This is a genomic window from Streptomyces sp. SolWspMP-5a-2, assembly GCF_900091845.1.
Lineage (GTDB): Bacteria > Actinomycetota > Actinomycetes > Streptomycetales > Streptomycetaceae > Streptomyces > Streptomyces doudnae.
Window position 1 is genome coordinate 1 of the sequence record NZ_FMCI01000029.1, and the last position, 18,137, is coordinate 18,137.

At 70.5% G+C, this 18,137-nt stretch carries 18 protein-coding genes; 5 read left to right on the forward strand and 13 right to left on the reverse strand.

Annotated features, from left to right (window positions below):
- The first annotated feature begins 22 nt into the window (after window positions 1–22).
- Window positions 23–901, forward strand: coding sequence for a 3-hydroxybutyryl-CoA dehydrogenase (locus GA0115242_RS01580; protein ID WP_093823679.1), 879 nt, complete (start codon window positions 23–25; stop codon window positions 899–901).
- A 222-nt stretch (window positions 902–1,123) separates the two neighbouring features.
- On the opposite strand, the gene GA0115242_RS01585 is transcribed toward GA0115242_RS01580, so the two are convergent.
- The 3 genes from GA0115242_RS01585 to GA0115242_RS01595 all read right to left on the reverse strand — a co-directional run bounded on the left by GA0115242_RS01585 (window position 1,124) and on the right by GA0115242_RS01595 (window position 3,869).
- Window positions 1,124–2,062, reverse strand: coding sequence for a LysR family transcriptional regulator (locus tag GA0115242_RS01585; RefSeq protein ID WP_093823681.1), 939 nt, complete (start codon window positions 2,060–2,062; stop codon window positions 1,124–1,126).
- Between the two features lie 4 nt (window positions 2,063–2,066).
- Entirely contained in the window at window positions 2,067–3,155 is a 1,089-nt protein-coding gene (locus GA0115242_RS01590; RefSeq protein ID WP_093823683.1) for a YeiH family protein, read from the reverse strand.
- A 69-nt stretch (window positions 3,156–3,224) separates the two neighbouring features.
- Window positions 3,225–3,869, reverse strand: coding sequence for a TetR/AcrR family transcriptional regulator (locus GA0115242_RS01595; RefSeq protein ID WP_093823685.1), 645 nt, complete (start codon window positions 3,867–3,869; stop codon window positions 3,225–3,227).
- 104 nt (window positions 3,870–3,973) lie between these two features.
- On the opposite strand from GA0115242_RS01595, the gene GA0115242_RS01600 reads away from it, so the two are divergent.
- From GA0115242_RS01600 to GA0115242_RS01610, 3 genes are all read left to right on the forward strand, one after another.
- Complete coding sequence (locus tag GA0115242_RS01600; protein WP_093823687.1) at window positions 3,974–4,333, forward strand: carboxymuconolactone decarboxylase family protein; 360 nt, start codon at window positions 3,974–3,976, stop codon at window positions 4,331–4,333.
- A gap of 92 nt (window positions 4,334–4,425) precedes the next feature.
- Window positions 4,426–5,874, forward strand: coding sequence for an aldehyde dehydrogenase family protein (locus tag GA0115242_RS01605; RefSeq protein WP_093823688.1), 1,449 nt, complete (start codon window positions 4,426–4,428; stop codon window positions 5,872–5,874).
- A 10-nt stretch (window positions 5,875–5,884) separates the two neighbouring features.
- Window positions 5,885–6,955, forward strand: a complete 1,071-nt coding sequence (locus GA0115242_RS01610; protein WP_093823689.1) for a zinc-binding dehydrogenase — start codon at window positions 5,885–5,887, stop codon at window positions 6,953–6,955.
- A 247-nt stretch (window positions 6,956–7,202) separates the two neighbouring features.
- On the opposite strand, the gene GA0115242_RS01615 is transcribed toward GA0115242_RS01610, so the two are convergent.
- The 10 genes from GA0115242_RS01615 to GA0115242_RS01660 form a co-directional block, all read right to left on the reverse strand.
- Window positions 7,203–7,793 carry a cysteine dioxygenase family protein gene (locus GA0115242_RS01615; RefSeq protein ID WP_093823690.1) on the reverse strand — a complete coding sequence of 197 codons (591 nt, stop codon included), beginning with the start codon at window positions 7,791–7,793 and terminating at the stop codon, window positions 7,203–7,205.
- A 4-nt stretch (window positions 7,794–7,797) separates the two neighbouring features.
- Window positions 7,798–8,562, reverse strand: coding sequence for an enoyl-CoA hydratase/isomerase family protein (locus GA0115242_RS01620; RefSeq protein ID WP_161352938.1), 765 nt, complete (start codon window positions 8,560–8,562; stop codon window positions 7,798–7,800).
- Window positions 8,559–9,758 (reverse strand): CaiB/BaiF CoA transferase family protein, encoded by a 1,200-nt coding sequence (locus GA0115242_RS01625; RefSeq protein ID WP_093823692.1) that lies wholly within the window; start codon window positions 9,756–9,758, stop codon window positions 8,559–8,561. Before GA0115242_RS01625 ends, GA0115242_RS01620 begins: the two co-directional genes overlap by 4 nt.
- Window positions 9,759–9,768: 10 nt before the next feature.
- Window positions 9,769–10,509 carry an enoyl-CoA hydratase/isomerase family protein gene (locus GA0115242_RS01630; protein ID WP_093823693.1) on the reverse strand — a complete coding sequence of 247 codons (741 nt, stop codon included), beginning with the start codon at window positions 10,507–10,509 and terminating at the stop codon, window positions 9,769–9,771.
- Window positions 10,506–11,720 carry a CaiB/BaiF CoA transferase family protein gene (locus GA0115242_RS01635; RefSeq protein WP_093823696.1) on the reverse strand — a complete coding sequence of 405 codons (1,215 nt, stop codon included), beginning with the start codon at window positions 11,718–11,720 and terminating at the stop codon, window positions 10,506–10,508. The genes GA0115242_RS01630 and GA0115242_RS01635 overlap by 4 nt, the downstream gene beginning before the upstream one ends.
- A complete protein-coding gene (locus GA0115242_RS01640) occupies window positions 11,717–12,658 on the reverse strand; it encodes a CoA transferase (RefSeq protein WP_093823698.1) in 942 nt (313 codons plus the stop codon). The genes GA0115242_RS01635 and GA0115242_RS01640 overlap by 4 nt, the downstream gene beginning before the upstream one ends.
- Window positions 12,655–13,524: an ABC transporter permease gene (locus GA0115242_RS01645; RefSeq protein WP_093823700.1), complete on the reverse strand. Its 870-nt coding sequence runs from the start codon at window positions 13,522–13,524 to the stop codon at window positions 12,655–12,657. Before GA0115242_RS01645 ends, GA0115242_RS01640 begins: the two co-directional genes overlap by 4 nt.
- A complete protein-coding gene (locus tag GA0115242_RS01650; RefSeq protein WP_093823702.1) occupies window positions 13,521–14,351 on the reverse strand; it encodes an ABC transporter ATP-binding protein in 831 nt (276 codons plus the stop codon). Before GA0115242_RS01650 ends, GA0115242_RS01645 begins: the two co-directional genes overlap by 4 nt.
- Window positions 14,348–15,148, reverse strand: coding sequence for an IclR family transcriptional regulator (locus GA0115242_RS01655; protein WP_141721447.1), 801 nt, complete (start codon window positions 15,146–15,148; stop codon window positions 14,348–14,350). Before GA0115242_RS01655 ends, GA0115242_RS01650 begins: the two co-directional genes overlap by 4 nt.
- 105 nt (window positions 15,149–15,253) lie before the next feature.
- Complete coding sequence (locus GA0115242_RS01660; RefSeq protein ID WP_176729718.1) at window positions 15,254–16,336, reverse strand: ABC transporter substrate-binding protein; 1,083 nt, start codon at window positions 16,334–16,336, stop codon at window positions 15,254–15,256.
- Between the two features lie 175 nt (window positions 16,337–16,511).
- Here GA0115242_RS01660 and GA0115242_RS01665 point away from each other — a divergent pair, with 175 nt between their 5' ends.
- The gene (locus GA0115242_RS01665) at window positions 16,512–18,128 is read left to right on the forward strand and encodes a thiamine pyrophosphate-binding protein (RefSeq protein WP_161352942.1); all 1,617 of its coding nucleotides are present in this window, start codon (window positions 16,512–16,514) and stop codon (window positions 18,126–18,128) included.
- Window positions 18,129–18,137 lie beyond the last annotated feature (9 nt).

The window sequence follows — 18,137 nt, forward strand, 5'->3', positions numbered from 1 at the left end:
TCGCAGCCAAGGAGGGAACCCGATGAGTGCGCACGGCGAGGGAATACGGAAGGTCGGCGTCGTCGGCTGCGGCCTGATGGGCTCCGGGATCGCCGAGGTGTGCGCCCGCAACGGCCTGGACACGCTTGTCTACGAAGTCGATGACACGGCGTCGGAGACCGGCAGAACCAGGATCGGCCAGTCGCTCGACCGGGCCGTGGACCGGGGGAAGCTGACGGCACAAGCGCGCGATGCGGTGCTGGGGTCCCTGAGCTTCACGGTCGACCTGGCCGACTTCGCCGACCGGGACCTCGCCGTCGAAGCGGTGCCCGAGGACGAGGAACTCAAGACCGGCATCTTTGCCACGCTCGACCGCGTCATGACGCGACCGGACGCTCTCCTCGCTTCCAACACCTCATCCATCCCCATCATGAAACTTGCTGCGGCCACCTCGTGTCCGGGCCGGGTCATGGGCCTGCACTTCTTCAATCCCGTCCCTGTGCTGGACCTCGTCGAGCTGGTTCCGTCGCTGGTGACGAGCGACGACGCCTGGTCGAGGATGCACCAGTTCGCCACGGAGGTCCTGGGACGGCACGTCATCGTGTCCCAGGACCGGGCAGGCTTCGTCGTCAACTCCCTTCTGATTCCGTACCTTCTCTCGGCGATCCGCATGTTCGAGTCCGGTTTCGCGGTGGCCCAGGACATCGACCAGGGCATGGTGCGCGGGTGCGCCCATCCGATGGGCCCACTGGCACTCGCCGATCACATCGGCCTGGACACGACGCTGGCCGTGGCGGAATCGCTGTACGACGAGTACAAGGAGCCTCTGTACGCGCCACCGCCCCTGCTGGCCCGCATGGTGATGGCCGGTCACCTCGGACGGAAGGCCGGGCGAGGGTTCTATTCGTATTCCGCCGCATGACTCACGCGCAGACACAAGAGGATTCGTCAGTGGCTTGAACGGCCAGAGCGACAGAGCCTTCACCAGCTTCTCCCCGGCCGGCCATGGCATCGATCCGGGCGGGCAGACCGGGGGAGGGGCAGGTTGACGTCCCGGAATCGTCGAGCGTCAACCTGCAAGGTGGAAACGGTAGTTGATACCCGGAGACGGCCTGCACCGGAGGTCGCAGGTCGGGCAGACTCCTCAGCGGAGCGCGGTGTCCGGCGCGTTGCGCAGCTGGTGGGCCAGCTCGACGAGGTGCATGGCTGAGTCCGAGGGAGCCGCGCCCAGCCAGACGGCGTTGAGCGCCCGGATCGGCCGCAGGCCTGGGACGTCGAGCCGGACGAGGCTGCCGTTCTGTATGTCGGCCGATGCCGCTCGCGCGCTGATGACGCCGATTCCCCCGCCGGCGCGTGCCGTGGCGAGAATGGTGGCCGTCGAACCGAGTTCGATCGCGTACGGAAGCTTGGGCGCGCCGGTTCTCAAGGCGCCGGCCAGCGCTGCCACGAACGTGTCCCGTGTGCCCGACCCGTGCTCGCGCAGCAGTGTCGGCTGGGTGAGCAGGTCAGCGGGCCGCAGCGGGAACGAGCGGCGTGCTGCCGGATAGGTCGGCGCCGCGACCAGGGCCAGCTCGTCGGTGTCGATCTGACGGTGGGACAGGTCCTGGGGCACGGTCGGCATCTCCACGAAGCCTATGTCGGCCTGTCCGCTGCGGACCCGGTCGCAGACGTCGTGCGAGTTGGCGACGACGGCGGAGACCTCCAGGCGGGGATGGTCATGGCGCAGGACGAGCAGCCAACGAGGCATGAGGTACTCGGCGTTGGTGAGGCTTGCCGCGACTCTCAGGCGCGCTCCTCTGCTGCGGCGCAGGGCCTCGACATTGCTCGCCAGTACCTGCGCCGGCCGGAGGACGTCGCGGGCCCACGCGGCGAACGCCTCGCCGACAGGTGTCAGAGTCGTACCGGTGGTCGTGCGCGTCAGCAGGGCGAGGCCCGTCCGGCGCTCCAGTCGGTTGAGCCGGTTGCTCGCCGCCGGTTGGCTCATGCCGTGCTCGTGGGCGGCCTTTCCGACGCTGCCCAGCTCCGCCACGCTCAGCAACAGGTCGAGTGACCCGAGGTCGGGAATCCATGGGGGAAGCGGCACGACGTCACCCGACCGCGAGTTGGAGGAGGAGACTCGTCGCGGCCACCGTCGCCCAGAGGACCAGTCCCAGGACGACGGGCCGGGGGCCGGTGCGGCGCAACTCCGTGATGTCCGTGGACAGTCCGATGCCCACGAGGGCAGTCGTGATGAAGAACAGTGCCGTGTGGGCAAGCGCCGCGTGCGTCGACTGCGGCAGCAGGCCTGCGGTGTTGGCCGCCGCGGTGAGCAGGAAGCCGACGAGGAACCACGGCACGAGCCGGACCGGGTTGACCTTCCCGGCTGCGGTCGCCGGGTCGGTCCTCGCCTCACGGCGACGTACCAGGGCGGCCAGCGCGAGGCAGATCGGTATGATCATCAGCGATCGTACGAGCTTGACGACGACGGCGTGGTCGGCGGCCTCGTGCCCGTAGGACGAGGCCGCCGCGACGACCGAACTGGTGTCGTTGACGGCGGTGCCGGCGAACAGGCCGAAGTCCGACTGGCTCATGCCGAGCGCGTGGCCCAGCGGCGGGAAGACGAGCACCGCGGCGACGTTGAAGAGGAAGATCGTCGATACCGCGTAGGCGATGTCGTTGCTCTTGGCCTTGATGACCGGGCTCACGGCGGCGATCGCGGATGCACCGCAGATCGCTGTACCGACGCCGATGAGCGTGCGCAGGTCGGCGCCGATCCGCAGCCGGCGCCCCACCAGGTACGCGACGCCCAGGCATGCGGCGAGCGTGCCGAGCATGACCGGCAAGGAACTGGCTCCAACCTGTGCGATTTCGGTGAGTGACAGCTGTGTGCCGAGCAGCACGACGGCGAGCTGCAGCACAAAGCCCTTGGCTCGGGCCACTCCGGGCAGCAGTACGGGGCTGATGCCCAGCCTGACGCGCCACAGTGTGCCGATCAGGATGCCGATGACCGGAGCCCCGACGAGCGGGGCGACCAGTCCTGCTCCGGTCGCGGCGGCCGCGAGGACCGCGCACACCGCGAGCCCGGGAACATGCCGCAGGACTGTCGTGCGCGGTGCGGCAAGGCGCTGCGGTCCGACGTCCGGCGTCCGTCGTGCAGGGGGAGTCTGTTCGCCGGGCTGACGCTGTGTACGGGGCATGCGGTCAGTCTCTGTACGGGGTAGACCTCCAGGTAGCCGTCACTTGGTTGGCACGCTCATAACACGTGGTTATGAGCCTGGGGCAGGGTCCGGTGGGAGCAGGGCGGTGGTGATCAGCAGACGTCCCGCGGCTCTCGCGGCCTCGAACGAGTCCTCGCCGGGGCGCAGGGCGGCGGACAGCAGCGCTCCGTCGTAGAGCACCATCAACGACTCCGCGGTGCGTTCGGGCACGGCCACTCTGCCGGTCAGGGCCTGCTTGAGCAGCGCCTTGATGGCTGTCTTGTGCGTGCGTGCCCAGTGCGCCGCGGGCCCGTCCGCCGCCGGCATCTCCGCGACGGCGAGTGCGAAGGCGCAGCCGCGGAACGATCCCTGCTGGGAGCGGCTCTCGCCGACGTCGAGCAGGGCGTCGAAGACGTCGGCCGGGTCGTCGCTGTGCGCGTGCTCGATCGCGGTGGTGACGGCGGCGAGCGTGTGGGTGTGGCGTCTTTGGAGGTAGGCGGCGATCAGGTCGTCCTTGCCGCCGAAGTTGCCGTACAGCGTGCCCCGGGCGACGTTCGACTGCTCGAGTATGCGCTGGACGCCGGTCTGCTGGATTCCTTCGGCGTAGAGCAACTCGTCGGCGGTGGCGAGGAGTCGCTCGAGTCCTGGCTTGCGCCGCTGCTGTCGTTCGACGCCGGTCTGGGGCGTGTTCTCCGCCTCGCCGGTCTGCGTCATGGGATTGAGGATAGCACCGTCATTGACTTTAAGTAGACCGACTGTTCTAGTGAGGACCGCGCCTGCGCAGTCGCCCAGACGCCTCCTCCGAAAGGATCCGCGCCATGTGCTTCCACGACCCCGCCGACCGCAAGTACGCCGCCAACCTGCGCCGGGCCACGCCGACGATGCAGGCGGCCTACGCCGCGTTCGGCGAAGCGGTGTTCAAGAGCGAGGACGCCGCACTGCCGCAGAAGGTCCGTGAGCTGATCGCGGTCGCCGTCGGCACGACCACCCAGTGTCCGTTCTGCATCGACAGCCACACCCGCGCCGCCGTGGCCGCGGGCGCGACGCCCGAGGAACTCGCCGAGGCCGTGATGGTCTCCGCCGCGATCCGTGCCGGCGGTGGCATCACGCACGGCTTCCAGGTGATGAAGACCCAGGTGGAAGAGGCGCGGAAGGCCGAGACGGCCAACTCCGCCTGAGGGCGCGCGAGCTGAGCACTCCGAACACACCGAAGGACCCCTTCGACGAGCCGAAGCACCCGCACTTCCCATCATGACGAGGTAAAGACACGATGAGTTCTACGCTCGACGCCCCTGCCGCTCCCAGCGACTTCGTCGTCATCAACCCGACCTCCGGTGAGGAGGTCGGTACCTTCGCGAACGCCACCCAGGGCGAGATCGACGCCGCCGTCCGGCGGGCGAAGGCCGCGCAGAAGCAGTGGTGGGGCATGACCTCCGATGCCCGCAGCCGCGCGCTGTGGCGGTGGTCGGAGCTGATCGAGGAGCACCACGAAGAGCTCGCCACGCTCGATGCCCGCTGCACGGGCAAGGTCATCCGTGACGGCCTGGCCGAGACCAGGAACGCCGCGCGGTACGCCCGCTGGTGGGCCGGGAAGACCGACAAGCTGTACGGCGAGCAGCTCGCCGACGTCCCCGGCCGCATGTCGTACACCATCCGCGAGCCCCTGGGCGTGTTCGCCGTCGTCCTGCCCTGGAACGCACCCGCGTTGGGCAGTGTCTCGCGCACGCTGCCACCGCTGGGCTGCGGCAACGCCGTCATCGTCAAGCCGTCCGAGTTCTCCCCGCTGTCCGCGCAGCGCATGGCCGAGCTGACGGTCGAGGCCGGTATGCCCGAGGGCCTGTACCAGGTGCTCATCGGCACCGGGGCCGTGGGGGGCGCCCTCGTCGAGCACCCGGGCGTCGACGGCATCTCCTTCACCGGCTCCGTGCCGACCGGGCAGAAGGTGAACCTCGCGGCGGCCGCCGGCTTCAAGAAGGCGACGCTCGAACTCGGCGGCAAGAGCCCCGTCGTCGTGTTCCCCGACGCGGACCTCGACGACGCCGCGCTCGGCGTGCTCATCGGCATCCTGATGAACGCCGGCCAGATCTGCGCGGCCAACAGCCGCCTGCTCGTGCACGAGGACATCGCCGCGGAGTTCACCGAGAAACTGGTCGAGCGTGCCGCGCGCGTGGTCGTCGGCGATCCGCTCGACCCGGGCACGCAGGTCGGTCCGCTGGTGTGCCGGCGGCAGTACGACAAGGTCATGGACTTCATCGCGGCGGCGGAGGCCGAGGGCGCCACCATCAGCGCGGGCGGCGGGAGGCCGGTCCATCTGGCCGAGGGTGAGGGGCTGTTCATCGCCCCGACGATCATCACCGATGTGCGCCCGGACATGAAGGTCAGCCGGGAGGAGGTCTTCGGACCGGTCCTGGGGATCACCACGTTCGGCACCGAGGAGGAGGCCGTCGCGCTGGCCAACGACAGCGAGTACGGCCTGTCCTCCTACGTGTGGACGTCCGACGCGGCCCGGCTGCACCGGATGGCCGAGCGCCTCGAGGCCGGTGTCGTCCACGGCAACACCTACCTCGTCATGGACGTGCAGCTGCCGTTCGGCGGCTTCAAGCAGAGCGGGGTCAACAACGCCTTCGGCAACGAGGCAGTCGAAGCGTGCACCCAGGTCAAGCGCATCACCCTGCGCACGGGCGAAGGCCCGCTGCCCAGCCCGTGGCCCGGCGTCTGAGGAGGATCGCATGCCCACCACCACCAGGGCCTACTTCCAGCGGGAGCAGGACGGCCCCCTCGAGCTCACCACCGTCACCCTCGCCGACCCCCGCCCCCACGACGTGCGGGTCAGACTGATCGCGACGGGCGTCTGCCAGAGCCAGATCTACTGGATGCACCAGCCCAGGCCCAAGCCGCTTCTGTTCGGCCACGAGGGCTACGGAGTCGTCGAGGCCGTCGGGGACGCGGTCACCCGGGTCGGTGTGGGGGACACGGTCATGGTCACATGGCTGCCCAGTGCCGAGAGCGCCGAGCGCGCGCCCGGTCAGACGCTCGCGACGCTGCCCGACGGCACGGAGGCGTTCTGGACGAACGTCAGCACCTGGAACGAGCACACCGTGGTCGACGAGCAGTATCTCGTCGTGCTCGGGCCCCAGTTGCGTGATCCCGCCCTCGCGCTGATCGGGTGCGCGGTACCCACCGGCGCGGGCGCCGTCATCAACGCCGGTGCCGTCACCGCCGGCGACACCGTGGCGGTCATCGGCCTCGGCGGGGTGGGCCTCTCCGCGGTCGCCGCGGCAGCGGCCCAGGGGGCTGCCGCGGTCATCGCCATCGACATCGCCGACGAGAAACTCGCCTTCGCCAAGCGGTTCGGGGCAACCCACGTAGTCAACTCGGCCACCCAGGACGCCGTCGCCGCGGTGCGCGAGCTGGCCCGCGGACGCAGCGGGAACCCCGGCGTGGACGCCGCCGTGGACTGCGTCGGCAACGCGACCACCATCACCCAGGCCGTGGCGATGGCGGCGGACGGGAAGGTCTCTCTCCACCGGGGTGGCAACGCCGTCGTGGTCGGCGTACCGAAGACGTCCCTGGACCTCGACCCGATCCAGTTGCTGACGAAGGAGAAGTCGCTGCTCGGCACCCTGGGCGGCGGCTGCGGCCACGACCAGCTCGGCCTGTTCTGCGACTGGACCCTGACCGGCACCCTCGATCTCGCCGCGATGGTGACCGAGCGGTTCGCCTTCGAGGACCTGCCGCAGGCTGTCGAGGCCCTGCGCCAGGGAAGGATCCTCGGCCGGTCCCTCGTCGAGATGGGCTGACCCGGCACCGCTCCGCACAGCACCCCCGTACGCGAAGTGTGCGTACGGGGGTGCTGTCCTGGTGCTGCCGGGCAGCGTGGACCACGCTCGCGGACCCGGTCGGAGCGAGCGCCCGCCCGGTGCGCGGCGGTCCGCGAGGCGAGGACGCCTCGGCCTCGTGCCCGCGCCACCGGGGCCGGGAGGACGAAAGGCCGGTGGCGGCGCGATCTCGTCGTCGCGCCGCCACCGGCCTTCCGTGCGGACCCGCCTACCGCGCGTGTGCCCAGGCGGAGACGAACGTCGTGCGGCTGCCGTCCTCCTCACTGTACGAGCGGCGGGGCAGGGAGCCGATGTCCGCTCCGTACACGTGGATGCCGACACACGGCACGTCGCTGGCCGCGGCGACCGAGTGCACGTCCTGGTCGGTCGTGCAGCACACCTCGATGTCGCCCGGCTGGAGGAATCCCTCGTCCAGCTCACGCAGTCCGTTGGGTCGCGAGGGGTCGACGGCGAAGCGCCGCTCCCGCTCCCGGCCCGCGACGATGCCGATCACGCCCCAGGTTCCGTGGTCGTGCACGGGTGTCCTCTGCCCGACGTTCCACACCGCCGAGGCGATGCTGAACGAGCCGTCCGGCGCCACGTACAGGGGGTACATCACGTAGTGGTCCTCGTTCGGCCTGCGCAGCGGTTCGGGGAGGGTGATCCCGGACTCGAACCAGGTCCGCAGATGACGGGCGACCGCCTGGGTGACGGCCTGTTCGTCGGTGCCGAGGGTCTGCACCTCCCCGTCGACCGCGCGGACGAACGCGGCGAACGCGGCGTCGTCGCCGAGGGCAAGGCCGCTGGCTGACTCGGTCATGGAGCTACCTTTCGTCGTGCTGACATCGTGCGGGTCCGGGCAGCGAGCCGCGGGTGTAGTGGGCGAGGGAACCGGCGAGATCGGGGGAGCGGGCCAGCGAACGGGCCAGACTGCCCAGACCGGCGGGGTCCCGCTGCTGGGTCGCCTCCTTGAGCGCGGCCAGCACCCCGGGCGAGCGGTGGACGGCATCGACGGTCTCGCGGACCGCGTCCTCCAGCCGGCCGTCCGCGACGACCTCGGTGAGCAGACCGGAGGCCGACGCCGCGCGCGCGTCGAGGACGGCCCCGGAGGCTCCGAGCTGCACGGCGCGGGCCGGGCCCACCAGCTGCGACAGCCGCGACACCCCGAGGACCACGCCGAAAGCGCTGCCGGGGAAACGGAAGCGGGCCCGTTCGGTGCCGATGCGCACGTCGCAGGCGGCGACCAGGTCGGCCCCCGCACCGATGGCCGGGCCCTCCACGGCGGCGATCGTCAGCATGCCGGACGTCATGACGCGCTCCAGCAGCAGACCGATGCGCAGGAAGCGCAGGGTCAGTACGGCCGACGCGGTCGGGTCCGAGGTGTCCAGGCCGAGGTCGAAGCCACCGCAGAACTGCCGCTCGGCCGAGCGGATCACCAGCACGGTGCACGCCGCGGCCTGCGCCGCCTCGACGCCGGAGAGCATCAGGTCGACCATGTCGGCGGTCAGCGCGTTCGCGCGTTCCCCGCGCTGCAGCGTCAGGGTCGCGAGAGTTCCCTCGGTCTGCAACCGCACCGGCGGCGCGGTCACCCGGTCCACTCGGTCACGACCTCGTCGTTGTGCTCACCGAGCAGCGGCGGACGCCGGGCACCCGCCGCCTCGGTGCCGGAGATACGAGCGGGGAACGTGAGGTCGGGCACCTCGCCGAGGATCGGGGCGGTGAGCGACGTCAGCAGCCCGGTGGCCGCGACATGCGGATCGGCGAGGATCTCCTCGAACGTGTTGATCGGCCCGCAGGGTATGCCGTGAGCGGTCAGCGTCGTGACCCACTCGTGCGCGTCGCGCGTGCGGAACGTCTTCTCCAGCAGCGTGGCGAGCACCTCCTGGTGCGCCACGCGCCCCTCCTGCGTCGCGAAACGCGGGTCGTCGAGCAGGTCGTCCCGCTCGACCGCCGCGCAGACGGAGCGCCACAGCGCGTCCGTCCCGGCGGCGAGGGTGAAGTAACGGTCCTGTGCCTTGAACGCCTGGTAGGGGGCGTTGCGCGGGTGCGCGCTGCCCAGCGGGCTGGGCGCGCGTCCGGTGCCCCAGAACTCGCTGACCTGCAGCGCGGACGTGGCCAGCAGGCAGTCCAGCATCGGCACGTCGATGTGTCGCGAGGTGCGCGGCGAGGCGCTCTCGGTGAGCAGCGCCGCGACCGACATCGCCGCGTAGAGGCCCGTGATGAAGTCCGCCACCGGCACACCGGCCTTGACCGGCGGACCGCCGTCGGACCCGGTGACGCTCATCAGACCGCTCATGCCCTGGATGACGACGTCGTAGGCGCCGCGGTCGCGGTAGGGGCTCTCGAGCCCGTAGCCGCTGATCGAGCAGAAGATGATGCCGCTGTGCTCGGCGGCGATCGACTCGTACCCCAGCCCGAGCCGGTCGAGGACCCCGGGCCGGTAGTTCTGGACGACGACATCGGCCGAGAGCATGAGCGCCCGCACCTCGGCGTTCTGCGCCGGGTCCTTGAGGTCCGCCACGACGGAGCGCTTGTTGCGGTTGAGCGAGGTGAAGTTGTAGCTGAAGCGGCGGCCTTCGGCATCCGCCTTGATCGGTGGCCATCCCCGCATCTGGTCACCGTTGGGGGGTTCGACCTTCACCACGTCGGCGCCGAGGTCGGCGAGGAGCATGCCCGCGAACGGACCGGCCGCCACATGTCCGAACTCCAGAACCCGGATACCGGTCAGGGGCCGTGCTCGGGCAGCCGTCTGCGGCTGCTCGTCGTGGGCGAGCTGTACTGTCATTGTCCGTCTCCTATCGGCCGCGGAAATGCGGTTCGCGGCGCTCGCGGAAGGCAGCCAGGCCCTCTTGCAGGTCCTCGCTCGACGACACCCGGCCCAGCAGGCGGGCAGTGCGCACATGTTGTTCGACGGCGGCCTGGCCCACGTGCTGGTCGACGAGTGCCTTGGCCGTCCGGATGACCAGGGGGGCGGACGCGGCCAGTTTCCGGGCCCAGTCCATGGCCCTGGTGACGTGTTCGCCGGGTGCGACGACCGCGTTGATCATTCCGACGTCGTAGGCGCGGGCCGCGGGGATCGGCTCGCCCAGCATCAGGAACTCCGCGGCCACCTTCTGCGGGACGCGTGCCACGATGCCCGACGCCAGGCCGCCGAACGCGCCCACCCGGCCCTCGGGATAGACGAACCTCGCCGTCTCGGTGGCGACGATGAGGTCGCTGTACTGCGCCAGCACCCATCCCGCGCCGATGCAGTGGCCGGACACCGCGGCGACCACCGGCTTGTCCAGGTCGACCGACAACCCCGGTACACAGCGCCACATGTCGTGGGTGACGTCGCCGAGGTCGATGCCCGCGCAGAAGCTGCGCTCCCCTTCGGAAGTGAGCACCGCGGCCCGCGCGTCGCCGTCGGCGAAGCGCTGCCAGATCCTCTGCAGGTCGTCGACCATCTGCGGCGACAGCGCGTTCAGCTTCTCCGGCCGGCGCAGCGTCACGACCGCCACGTCGCCGTCGACCTCGTACGTGACGCTCCCGCTCATGACGCTTCTCCTGTCGTCAGCCGCTCGTGCGGCAGTGCTCCGAGCACCTCGCCGGTGTGCTGGCCGAGCAGCGGCGCCGGCCGGTCCGGGACGGTGCGTGCGCCGTCGATGCGGAGGGGCAGCCCGGGGTAGGGGTGCCGGCCCGCGCTGGGGTGATCGAGTTCGGTGAAGAACCCGGAGTCGCGCAGCTGTTCGTCGGCGAAGAGGTCGGCGGGTCCCGCGACGCGTGCCGAAGGGACTCTGTCGGCCTGCAGAGCGGCCACGAGGGCGTCGGGATCTGTGATGCCGCTCAGCCAGGTGGACACCGCCGCCTCGACACGTTCCAGGTCACCGGCCCGTCCGGCCGCCGTTTCCCATCCGGGCTGTGGCGTGACACCGGCGCTGTCCATCACCGCGGCGACGGCCGCCCACTGCCCGTCGTCGTGGACGCCCAGCGCGAGCCACTGGCCGTTGGCCGTCGGGTAGATGCCGTGCGGTGCCCCGGTCGGGTCGCCGTTCATGCGCAACTGCCCTGCCGTGCCCCGGGATTCGAGCACGTACTGCTCGCCGAACAGGGGCATCATCGCCTCGGACTGCGGGATCTCGACATGGCATCCGCGGCCCGTGCGGCGGCGCCGTTCGAGGCCGGTCATCACGGCCGCGGCGGCGAACATGCCGCCGACCGGGTCGCCGATGGCGAAGCCGGTGAGCACCGGTCCGGACTCGTCGCCGGAGAGCCACGTGTTGCCGCTCGCCGCGTCGAACTGGGCGCCGAAGCCCGCGGCACGGGCCTGCGGAGACGTCGAGGGGAACGCGGTCATCTCCACGACGACGATGTCGGGGCGCAGGTCGCGCAACTGCTCGTAGCCGAAGCCCATACGGGAGAGCACGCCGGCGCGGTAGTTGGACATGACGACGTCGCAGGTCGCGGCGAGCCGGCGTGCCTTTTCGATGTCCTCGGGCGACTTCAGGTCCAGCCGGACGCTCTTCTTGCCGACGTTCTGCGTGTTGAACCAGGCGTTGCGGTTGCGCGGGTCGTCGCCGTAGTCGAGGTCCGGGTAGCGCAGGCGCAGGTCGTTGCCGTTGCCGCGCAGGATGTCGGGGCGGTCGGGGTTCTCGATCTTCAGGACCTCGGCGCCCAGAGCCGCGAGAATGCGGGTGCCCATCGGCCCCGACCACACGTGGGTCAGGTCGAACACGCGGATGCCGGCGAGAGGCAGGTCCTCGTTCACGTGCTCACTCCCTCGGTGACGAGCAGGTTAGGAATGGTCGGGGCGTGTCCGCCGCCCCGGACCTCGTGCCACACGCCGCGCGCCGAGAGGTCGGGATCGGCGAGCACCTGCTCCGGGGAGCGCACCGCGGCGGTGGCGACGTCGTGGGCGGCGCCGTCGGCGAGGGCCTGGGCGACGGTCCGGCCGGCGCCCCAGGCGTCGAAGAGGAGCCCGAGTTCGGCGACATGGCCGAACCGGTCGCCGAGTTCGACGAACCGCCGGTCCTCGTCGAGATCCGGGCGCTCCAGCATCCTGGTGATCGCGGTCCAGGCGAGGCCCGCGTAGACGACGACCCATCCGTCCGTGCAGGCGACGACGAACCGTGGGCCCGACTGCTCCAGGAGCGAGTCCGAGCCGTTGTAGGCGTACTGGGTGGTCGGGTACGGCAGCACGCTGGCGACCGTCTCCAGCAGGGAGACGCGGACCTCATGGCTGCCGGGCCGCGACGCCGAGAGCTCGGCGACGAGCGCGGTGAAGAGATAGAGCCCGGCGAGGTACTGGTAGCGCAGGCCGAAACCGTAGACGGGGGTTCCGTCGCGGCCGACGGTGTACGCGGCCGCTCCACCCATGGCCGCGAGGGTGACCTCGTCGGCGGCCCAGTCGGCGCGCGGTCCTTCGGGGCCGTAGGCGTCGATCACACCCGTCAGCCGTGCGGCGGACGGCGCGGGGCCGGGTGCGTCCAGGAGGACGATGTCGGGGGTGACGGGCGGACCGGCGGCCCGTTCCTTCCCGGTGTCCAGGAAGTCCAGCGTGGCCTCGGTGAGCTGGTTGCCCGGCCGCCCACCGTGGTCGAGGACGCGGGCGCCGTTCTGCACGAACAGCCAGCCGCAGTACCGTGCGGCGGCGCTGGTTCCCGCGTCGAGGACGGTGACGTGGCTCAGCCACGTGGTCCGGCTCATCGGCGCGGCACGATGCTCTGCGGCAGCAGCCGTCGGACGAGGACGATGATCGCCTGGAGGACGACTCCCAGCAGAGCCAGCACGATCAGGTCGGCGAAGATGGCGGCCGTGTCACCCATCGCCTGCGCCTGCACGAGTATGTAGCCCAGCCCGTTCTGCGAGCCGACCAGTTCCGCCGCCACCGCGCCGAGCAGCGCCACGATCAGCGCGACGTCGAAGGAGGGGAACAGGTAGGACATCGCGTTGGGGAGGCGCAGGTAGCGCATCTCCTGCCAGCGCGACGCGTTGATGGAGCGCATGAAGTTGTGTTCGTCGGCGTCGATCTCGGTGAAGCCGGCGATGGCGGCGGTCATCACCGGGAAGTAGGCGAGCGAGGCCGCGACGGCGATCTTCGGCGACATGCCGTAACCGAGAGCCACGACGAGCAGGGGCGCGACGGCGATCTTGGGGAACGCCTGGAGCGCGATCACGTACGGGTAGAACGCGATGCGGCTGATCGGGCTGTGGGCGAACAGGGCGCCGAGCAGCAGTCCGGCGACGACGCCGATGGCGAAGCCGATGACCATCTCCAGCAGCGTGGTGCTGATGTCGCCCCACCAGTCGCCGTCGACGAGTCCGGCTCGCAGCGCGTCCCAGGTCTTGTCCACCGGCGGGATCAGCAGGTCCGACACCAGGTGGTTCGCCGAGACGAACTGCCAGAGGAGCAGGAGCACGATTCCGACGGCCGCGGGCAGACCGGCGCGCAGGGCGAGCGAGGGCTTGCGTTCCGGCCGGTCGCCGCGGGGGCGACGGCCCTTCGGGGACTCGGGTGCGGCGTCGGGGAGGGGTATGGCGGTGTCGGGCTGGGGTCCGGTGGTGGCGCTCACGCGTGTGCTCCCTGCTCCTGGTGGCCGATGAGGCCCCGGATCCGGCTGACGAGCTCGTAGAAGGCCGGATCGGTGCGCAGGCGTGGTGTGCGCGGGCGGGCCAGCGGGATGTCGACGATCTCCTTCAACGTCCCCGGTCGGCTGGTCATGACGCCGACCCGGTCGGAGAGGTAGACGGCCTCGGCGATGTTGTGCGTGATGAAGACGACAGTCTTGGGGCGGTCGGTCCACAGCCGCATGAGCTCGTCCTGCAGGCCTTCGCGGGTGAACTCGTCCAGGGCGCTGAACGGCTCGTCCATCAGGAGGACCTCGGGATCGCCGACGAGGGCGCGCACGATGGAGGCGCGCTGCTGCATCCCGCCGGAGAGTTCGCGCGGATACCGGTGCCGGAAGTCGGCCAGCCCGGCGAGTTCGAGAAGGTGGTCGGCTCGTCGCAGCGCGGCGGTGTCGACGCGTCTGCCGACCTTGCACGGCAGCAGGACGTTGTCCTCGATCGTCAGCCAGCGCAGCAGCGTCGCCTTCTGGAAGACGATGCCCGTGGACGGGTCGGGCTCGCTGACCGCGCGGTCGCCGATGCGGACGGTGCCGGTCGACGAGGGGAGCAGTCCCGCGATGATGTTCAGCATCGTGGACTTGCCGCATCCGCTGGGCCCGACCAGCGACAGGAACTCCCCGCGGGCGATCGTCAGGTCGACCGAAGTCAGCGCGGTGACCGGCTCCTTGCCCCCTTTGACCGCGTAGGTTTTCGAGACGGATTCCAGGATGATCTCGCGCCCGACACCCGCCGGTGAGGCCGGTGTCTGCGTGCCTGTCGTTGCGGACTTCATAGGTCTTCCAGGTCCTTGTCGGGTGTGGCTGCGGCCGTGGGGTGAATGAAGGGGGACCGGGCGACAGCAGCCCTTAACGCGCTGAGCAGCACATCGAATCGGCTGGTGATGCGGGCTTGCGGTCCGGAGAACCCGATCGCGACGCTCTCACCGGTCGGTCCGCTGACGACCATGACAGCGAGGCCGGCCACACCGGTGCGCCATTCGCTGTCGTTGACGGCGTACCCGCGCTCGCGCGTCTCGGCGAGTTCGCGGCGGAGGACGTCGGCGTCGGTGACGGTCGCCTCGGTGTGTGCCTGCAGCGGCCCGGACAGCACCCTCGTGATCTCGCCCTCGGGCTGCATGGACAGCAGCATCTTCCCGGTCGCGACGCAGTACGCCGGTGCGGTGCCGCCGAGTTCGGTGTAGCTGCGGATCGGCTGCCAGCCGTCCGCCTTGTCGATGTAGGTGACCTGGCCTCGTTCGTAGGTCGCCAGGTGCACGGTCTCGCCGTGTTCCTGCGCGAGGCGGCGGACCATCGGGTAGAGCGTGTCGCGCACGTCCGACAGCCGGAAGGACCGGCTGGCGATGCTCCACACGGTGGTCGTCAGCCGGTACGTGTCGTCGATCGGGTCCCTTTCGACCCAGCCCAGCGCGGTGAGGGTGCGCAGAAGCCGGTAGACCGTCTGCCTGGCCAGCCCCAGCTCCCCGCTCAGGTGCCGGACGCTGGTGCGTCCCGCGGCGAGGCTCTCCAGGACCTGCAGGCCGTTGGCCAGGGTGGACAGTATCTGGCCGTCGTTCTTCTCGGAGGAAGTCACGGTGGTGCTCCTTTCGCGGGCGGCAGCGCCTCGGTCGGGCCCGCCGGCCGGGTGGGGGGACACGGCCGGCAGGGGTGGACCGGCCGGCCGCGCAGGGGCGGCGTCTCAGGGGGTGGCGGTCTGCGCCTTGAGCGCGGCGTCCCGGTCGTAGTCGTTCGCCGCCTCGGCCACCTTCAGATCGAACGTCGAGGGGATGTCGATCTTCCCCTTGACGATGCCGGCGTCCTGGTGGAACTTGACGGCCTTCGCGATCTGCGCGTCGGAGAGCACACCGTAGGCCCCTTCGGGACCCATGTTGGCGATCTTCGACCAGTACGCCTTGACGAGCGCCTCGGTCTGGGTGACGGCATCGGCGTCCGAGGCGCCGCGCGGCTTGGTGTCCGGATGGGCCGCGAACAGCTCCTTGATGATGGTCTGCGGTGCGGACTGCGCGACCAGCGACGTCTCGGACATGCCCTGGATGAACTTCACGATCTCGGCCCGGTGGGACTTCAGGGTGTCGGCGTTGACGATCCACGCGCCGGAGCCGTCGAGCTCGTCCAGCGGGGACGGCAGTATCCGCAGGCCGTCCTTCGTCAGTCCGCTGAGCACCTCGTAGGGGCCGTCATAGGTCGCGACCGCCGCCACCTGCCGGGAGTTCACGGCCTGGGCGGCCTGGGCACCGGTGCCGATCGGCAGCCACTTGACGTCCTTGTCCGGGCTCATGCCGTCCAGTTGCAGCGCGGCGCGGTTGTAGAGGTACGAGCCGGTGTTGAGCGCCTGGACGCCGACGGTCTTGCCCTTGAGCTGGCTGATCGAGGTGATGGGACTGTTCTTCGACACGGCGAGGTGCCAGATGTTGCCGCCGGTCACCGCGACGATCTTGACGTTCGGGCTCTGGGAGGCGACCGACAGCGCCGAGCTGAGGCCGACGATGCTGACGTCGGCCTTCCCCGTGGCGACGAGCTGCGCGGACTGGGTGCCGCCCTGGACGAGTTGTATCTTGACGTCGATCCCGGCGGATTTCCACGCGTGCTTGGGGGCGTACACGTCATAGGGCGCGTTGAACGCCGAGAGGGTCTGTGCCCCGTCGACCAGCGTCAGCGTCTTGTAGCCGGACTTGCCCTCGGTCCCGCCGGAGTCGCTGCCTCCGCACGCCGTCAGACCGATGAGCAGGAGTCCGGCCGTAGCCGTCGCCGTTACCGGCACCAACCGCTGTCCTAGCTTCATTGCTCGCACAGGCCGGCCTTCCATCCCGGAGGTCTCGTCACTATGTGATGAGGCCTAGTCAAATTCTGCGGCGACTGTAGGATGCGGCTCACATAACGTCAAGGGGTCATCAAACTACGTCCACGCCGAGGTGGCGTGGCGGGATCGGATGCGGATGCGATACCACCAGGCACTCGCCCGTGCTCTGCACCAGGCCGACGTGGACACGGTCTTCGGCGTTCTCGGCGATGCGAACCTCTTCGCGATGGACAGCTACGTCCGTGAACAGGGCGGACGCTTCCTCTCCTTCTCGCACGAGGGCGGCGCCGTGCTCGCCGCGGCCGGCTACACCGCCACGTCCGGAAAGCTCGGCGTCGCGACGGTCACCCACGGCCCGGCGCTCACCAACACCGTCACGGCCCTGGTCGACGCCTCCCGCAGCCGCACCCCTCTCCTGCTGATCGCGGGCGACACGGCGGCCGCCGACCGGGACAACCTGCAGAACATCGACCAGGCGTCGATCGTCCTGCCGACCGGCGCGCTGTTCGAGACGGTCCGCTCGGCCGACACCGTCGCGGCGGACGTGTACGGCGCGATCAGCCGTGCCCGGTCCGCGCGCCTGCCGGTCGTGCTCAACGTGCCGGTGGACCTGCAATGGGCCGAGGCCCCTGACACCGTCCCGCCCTTCATACCGACCCCGGTCCGCTCGGCGGCCGCGCCGGACCTGGCCGAGCTGGACGAGGCGCTGGGTCTTCTCGCCAGCGCCCGGCGGCCGATCGTCCTGGCCGGCCGGGGAGCCGCCGGAGCCAGGGACGCCCTGGACGAGCTAGCCGCGGTACTCGGCGCGCCGGTCGCCACCAGCCTGCGCGGAAAGGGACTGTTCGCCGGGCACCCGTACGACCTCGGCGTCTACGGCACCCTCGCGCACGACATCGCCGGTGAGACGATCGCGCGCGCCGACTGCGTGCTGGCCGTCGGTGTCGCGCTGAACGCGTGGACGACATCGAAGGGCGAGCTCACCGCGGGAAGACGCGTCGTCCACATCGACAACGATCCGACCGCGCTCACCCGTGCGATCGGCGCGACCGTGTCGGTACTGGGTGACGCGGAGGCCACCACGCGCGCGCTGACCCGCTCCTTGATCGAGGCCGAGACGGAGCCCACCGGGTTCGCGTCCCGCGAACTGGCCGCCGCGCTGGGGGAGTACCGCGACCGTGGTGCCCGGCCCGCGCCGACCGAGGGCATCGATGTCGAGTTGGCCCTCGCGCAGATCGACGCCGCCGTTCCCGCGGACCGGACCCTCGTGATCGACGACGGGCGGTTCATCATCACCGCTTACCGTGAGCTGACGGTTCAGCACCCGTCCGCCTATGTGCACACCTGCAGCTTCGCGTCCATCGGGCTCGCCGTCGCCAGCGCGGCCGGCGCCCACACGGGCCGCCCGGACAGGCCGGTACTGGTCGTCTGCGGGGACGGCGGGTTCATGAGCGCCGGGCTCACCGAGTTCTCCACGCTCGTCCGGCACGGCATCGACGCGGTCGTGGTCGTCATGAACGACTCCGCCTACGGCGCCGAGCACATGCAGTTCCGGGCCCGTGGCATGGACCCCGCGATCTCGACCTTCGACTGGCCGGACCTCGCACCGGTGGCCGAGGCCCTGGGCGGCATCGGCCACACCGTCACGGACCACGCCGGGCTGGCCGCCGCGCTGGCGTCGCTGCCGGGCCGTGACCGGCCGGTCCTGATCGACGTGAAGATCGACCCGGACCGCGTTCCGACCCCGGGCTACTGATGAGTGCCC

Excerpts from the sequence above, each read along its gene's own strand:
- GA0115242_RS01650 (WP_093823702.1), bottom strand. The coding sequence starts at position 14,351 with ATGAAGTCCGCAACGACAGGCACGCAGACACCGGCCTCACCGGCGGGT.
- GA0115242_RS01590 (WP_093823683.1), bottom strand. The coding sequence starts at position 3,155 with ATGCCCCGTACACAGCGTCAGCCCGGCGAACAGACTCCCCCTGCACGA.
- GA0115242_RS01605 (WP_093823688.1), top strand. The coding sequence starts at position 4,426 with ATGAGTTCTACGCTCGACGCCCCTGCCGCTCCCAGCGACTTCGTCGTC.
- GA0115242_RS01630 (WP_093823693.1), bottom strand. The coding sequence starts at position 10,509 with ATGAGCGGGAGCGTCACGTACGAGGTCGACGGCGACGTGGCGGTCGTG.
- GA0115242_RS01610 (WP_093823689.1), top strand. The coding sequence starts at position 5,885 with ATGCCCACCACCACCAGGGCCTACTTCCAGCGGGAGCAGGACGGCCCC.
- GA0115242_RS01600 (WP_093823687.1), top strand. The coding sequence starts at position 3,974 with ATGTGCTTCCACGACCCCGCCGACCGCAAGTACGCCGCCAACCTGCGC.
- GA0115242_RS01615 (WP_093823690.1), bottom strand. The coding sequence starts at position 7,793 with ATGACCGAGTCAGCCAGCGGCCTTGCCCTCGGCGACGACGCCGCGTTC.
- GA0115242_RS01665 (WP_161352942.1), top strand. The coding sequence starts at position 16,512 with ATGCGATACCACCAGGCACTCGCCCGTGCTCTGCACCAGGCCGACGTG.
- GA0115242_RS01625 (WP_093823692.1), bottom strand. The coding sequence starts at position 9,758 with ATGACAGTACAGCTCGCCCACGACGAGCAGCCGCAGACGGCTGCCCGA.
- GA0115242_RS01640 (WP_093823698.1), bottom strand. The coding sequence starts at position 12,658 with ATGAGCCGGACCACGTGGCTGAGCCACGTCACCGTCCTCGACGCGGGA.
- GA0115242_RS01580 (WP_093823679.1), top strand. The coding sequence starts at position 23 with ATGAGTGCGCACGGCGAGGGAATACGGAAGGTCGGCGTCGTCGGCTGC.
- GA0115242_RS01595 (WP_093823685.1), bottom strand. The coding sequence starts at position 3,869 with ATGACGCAGACCGGCGAGGCGGAGAACACGCCCCAGACCGGCGTCGAA.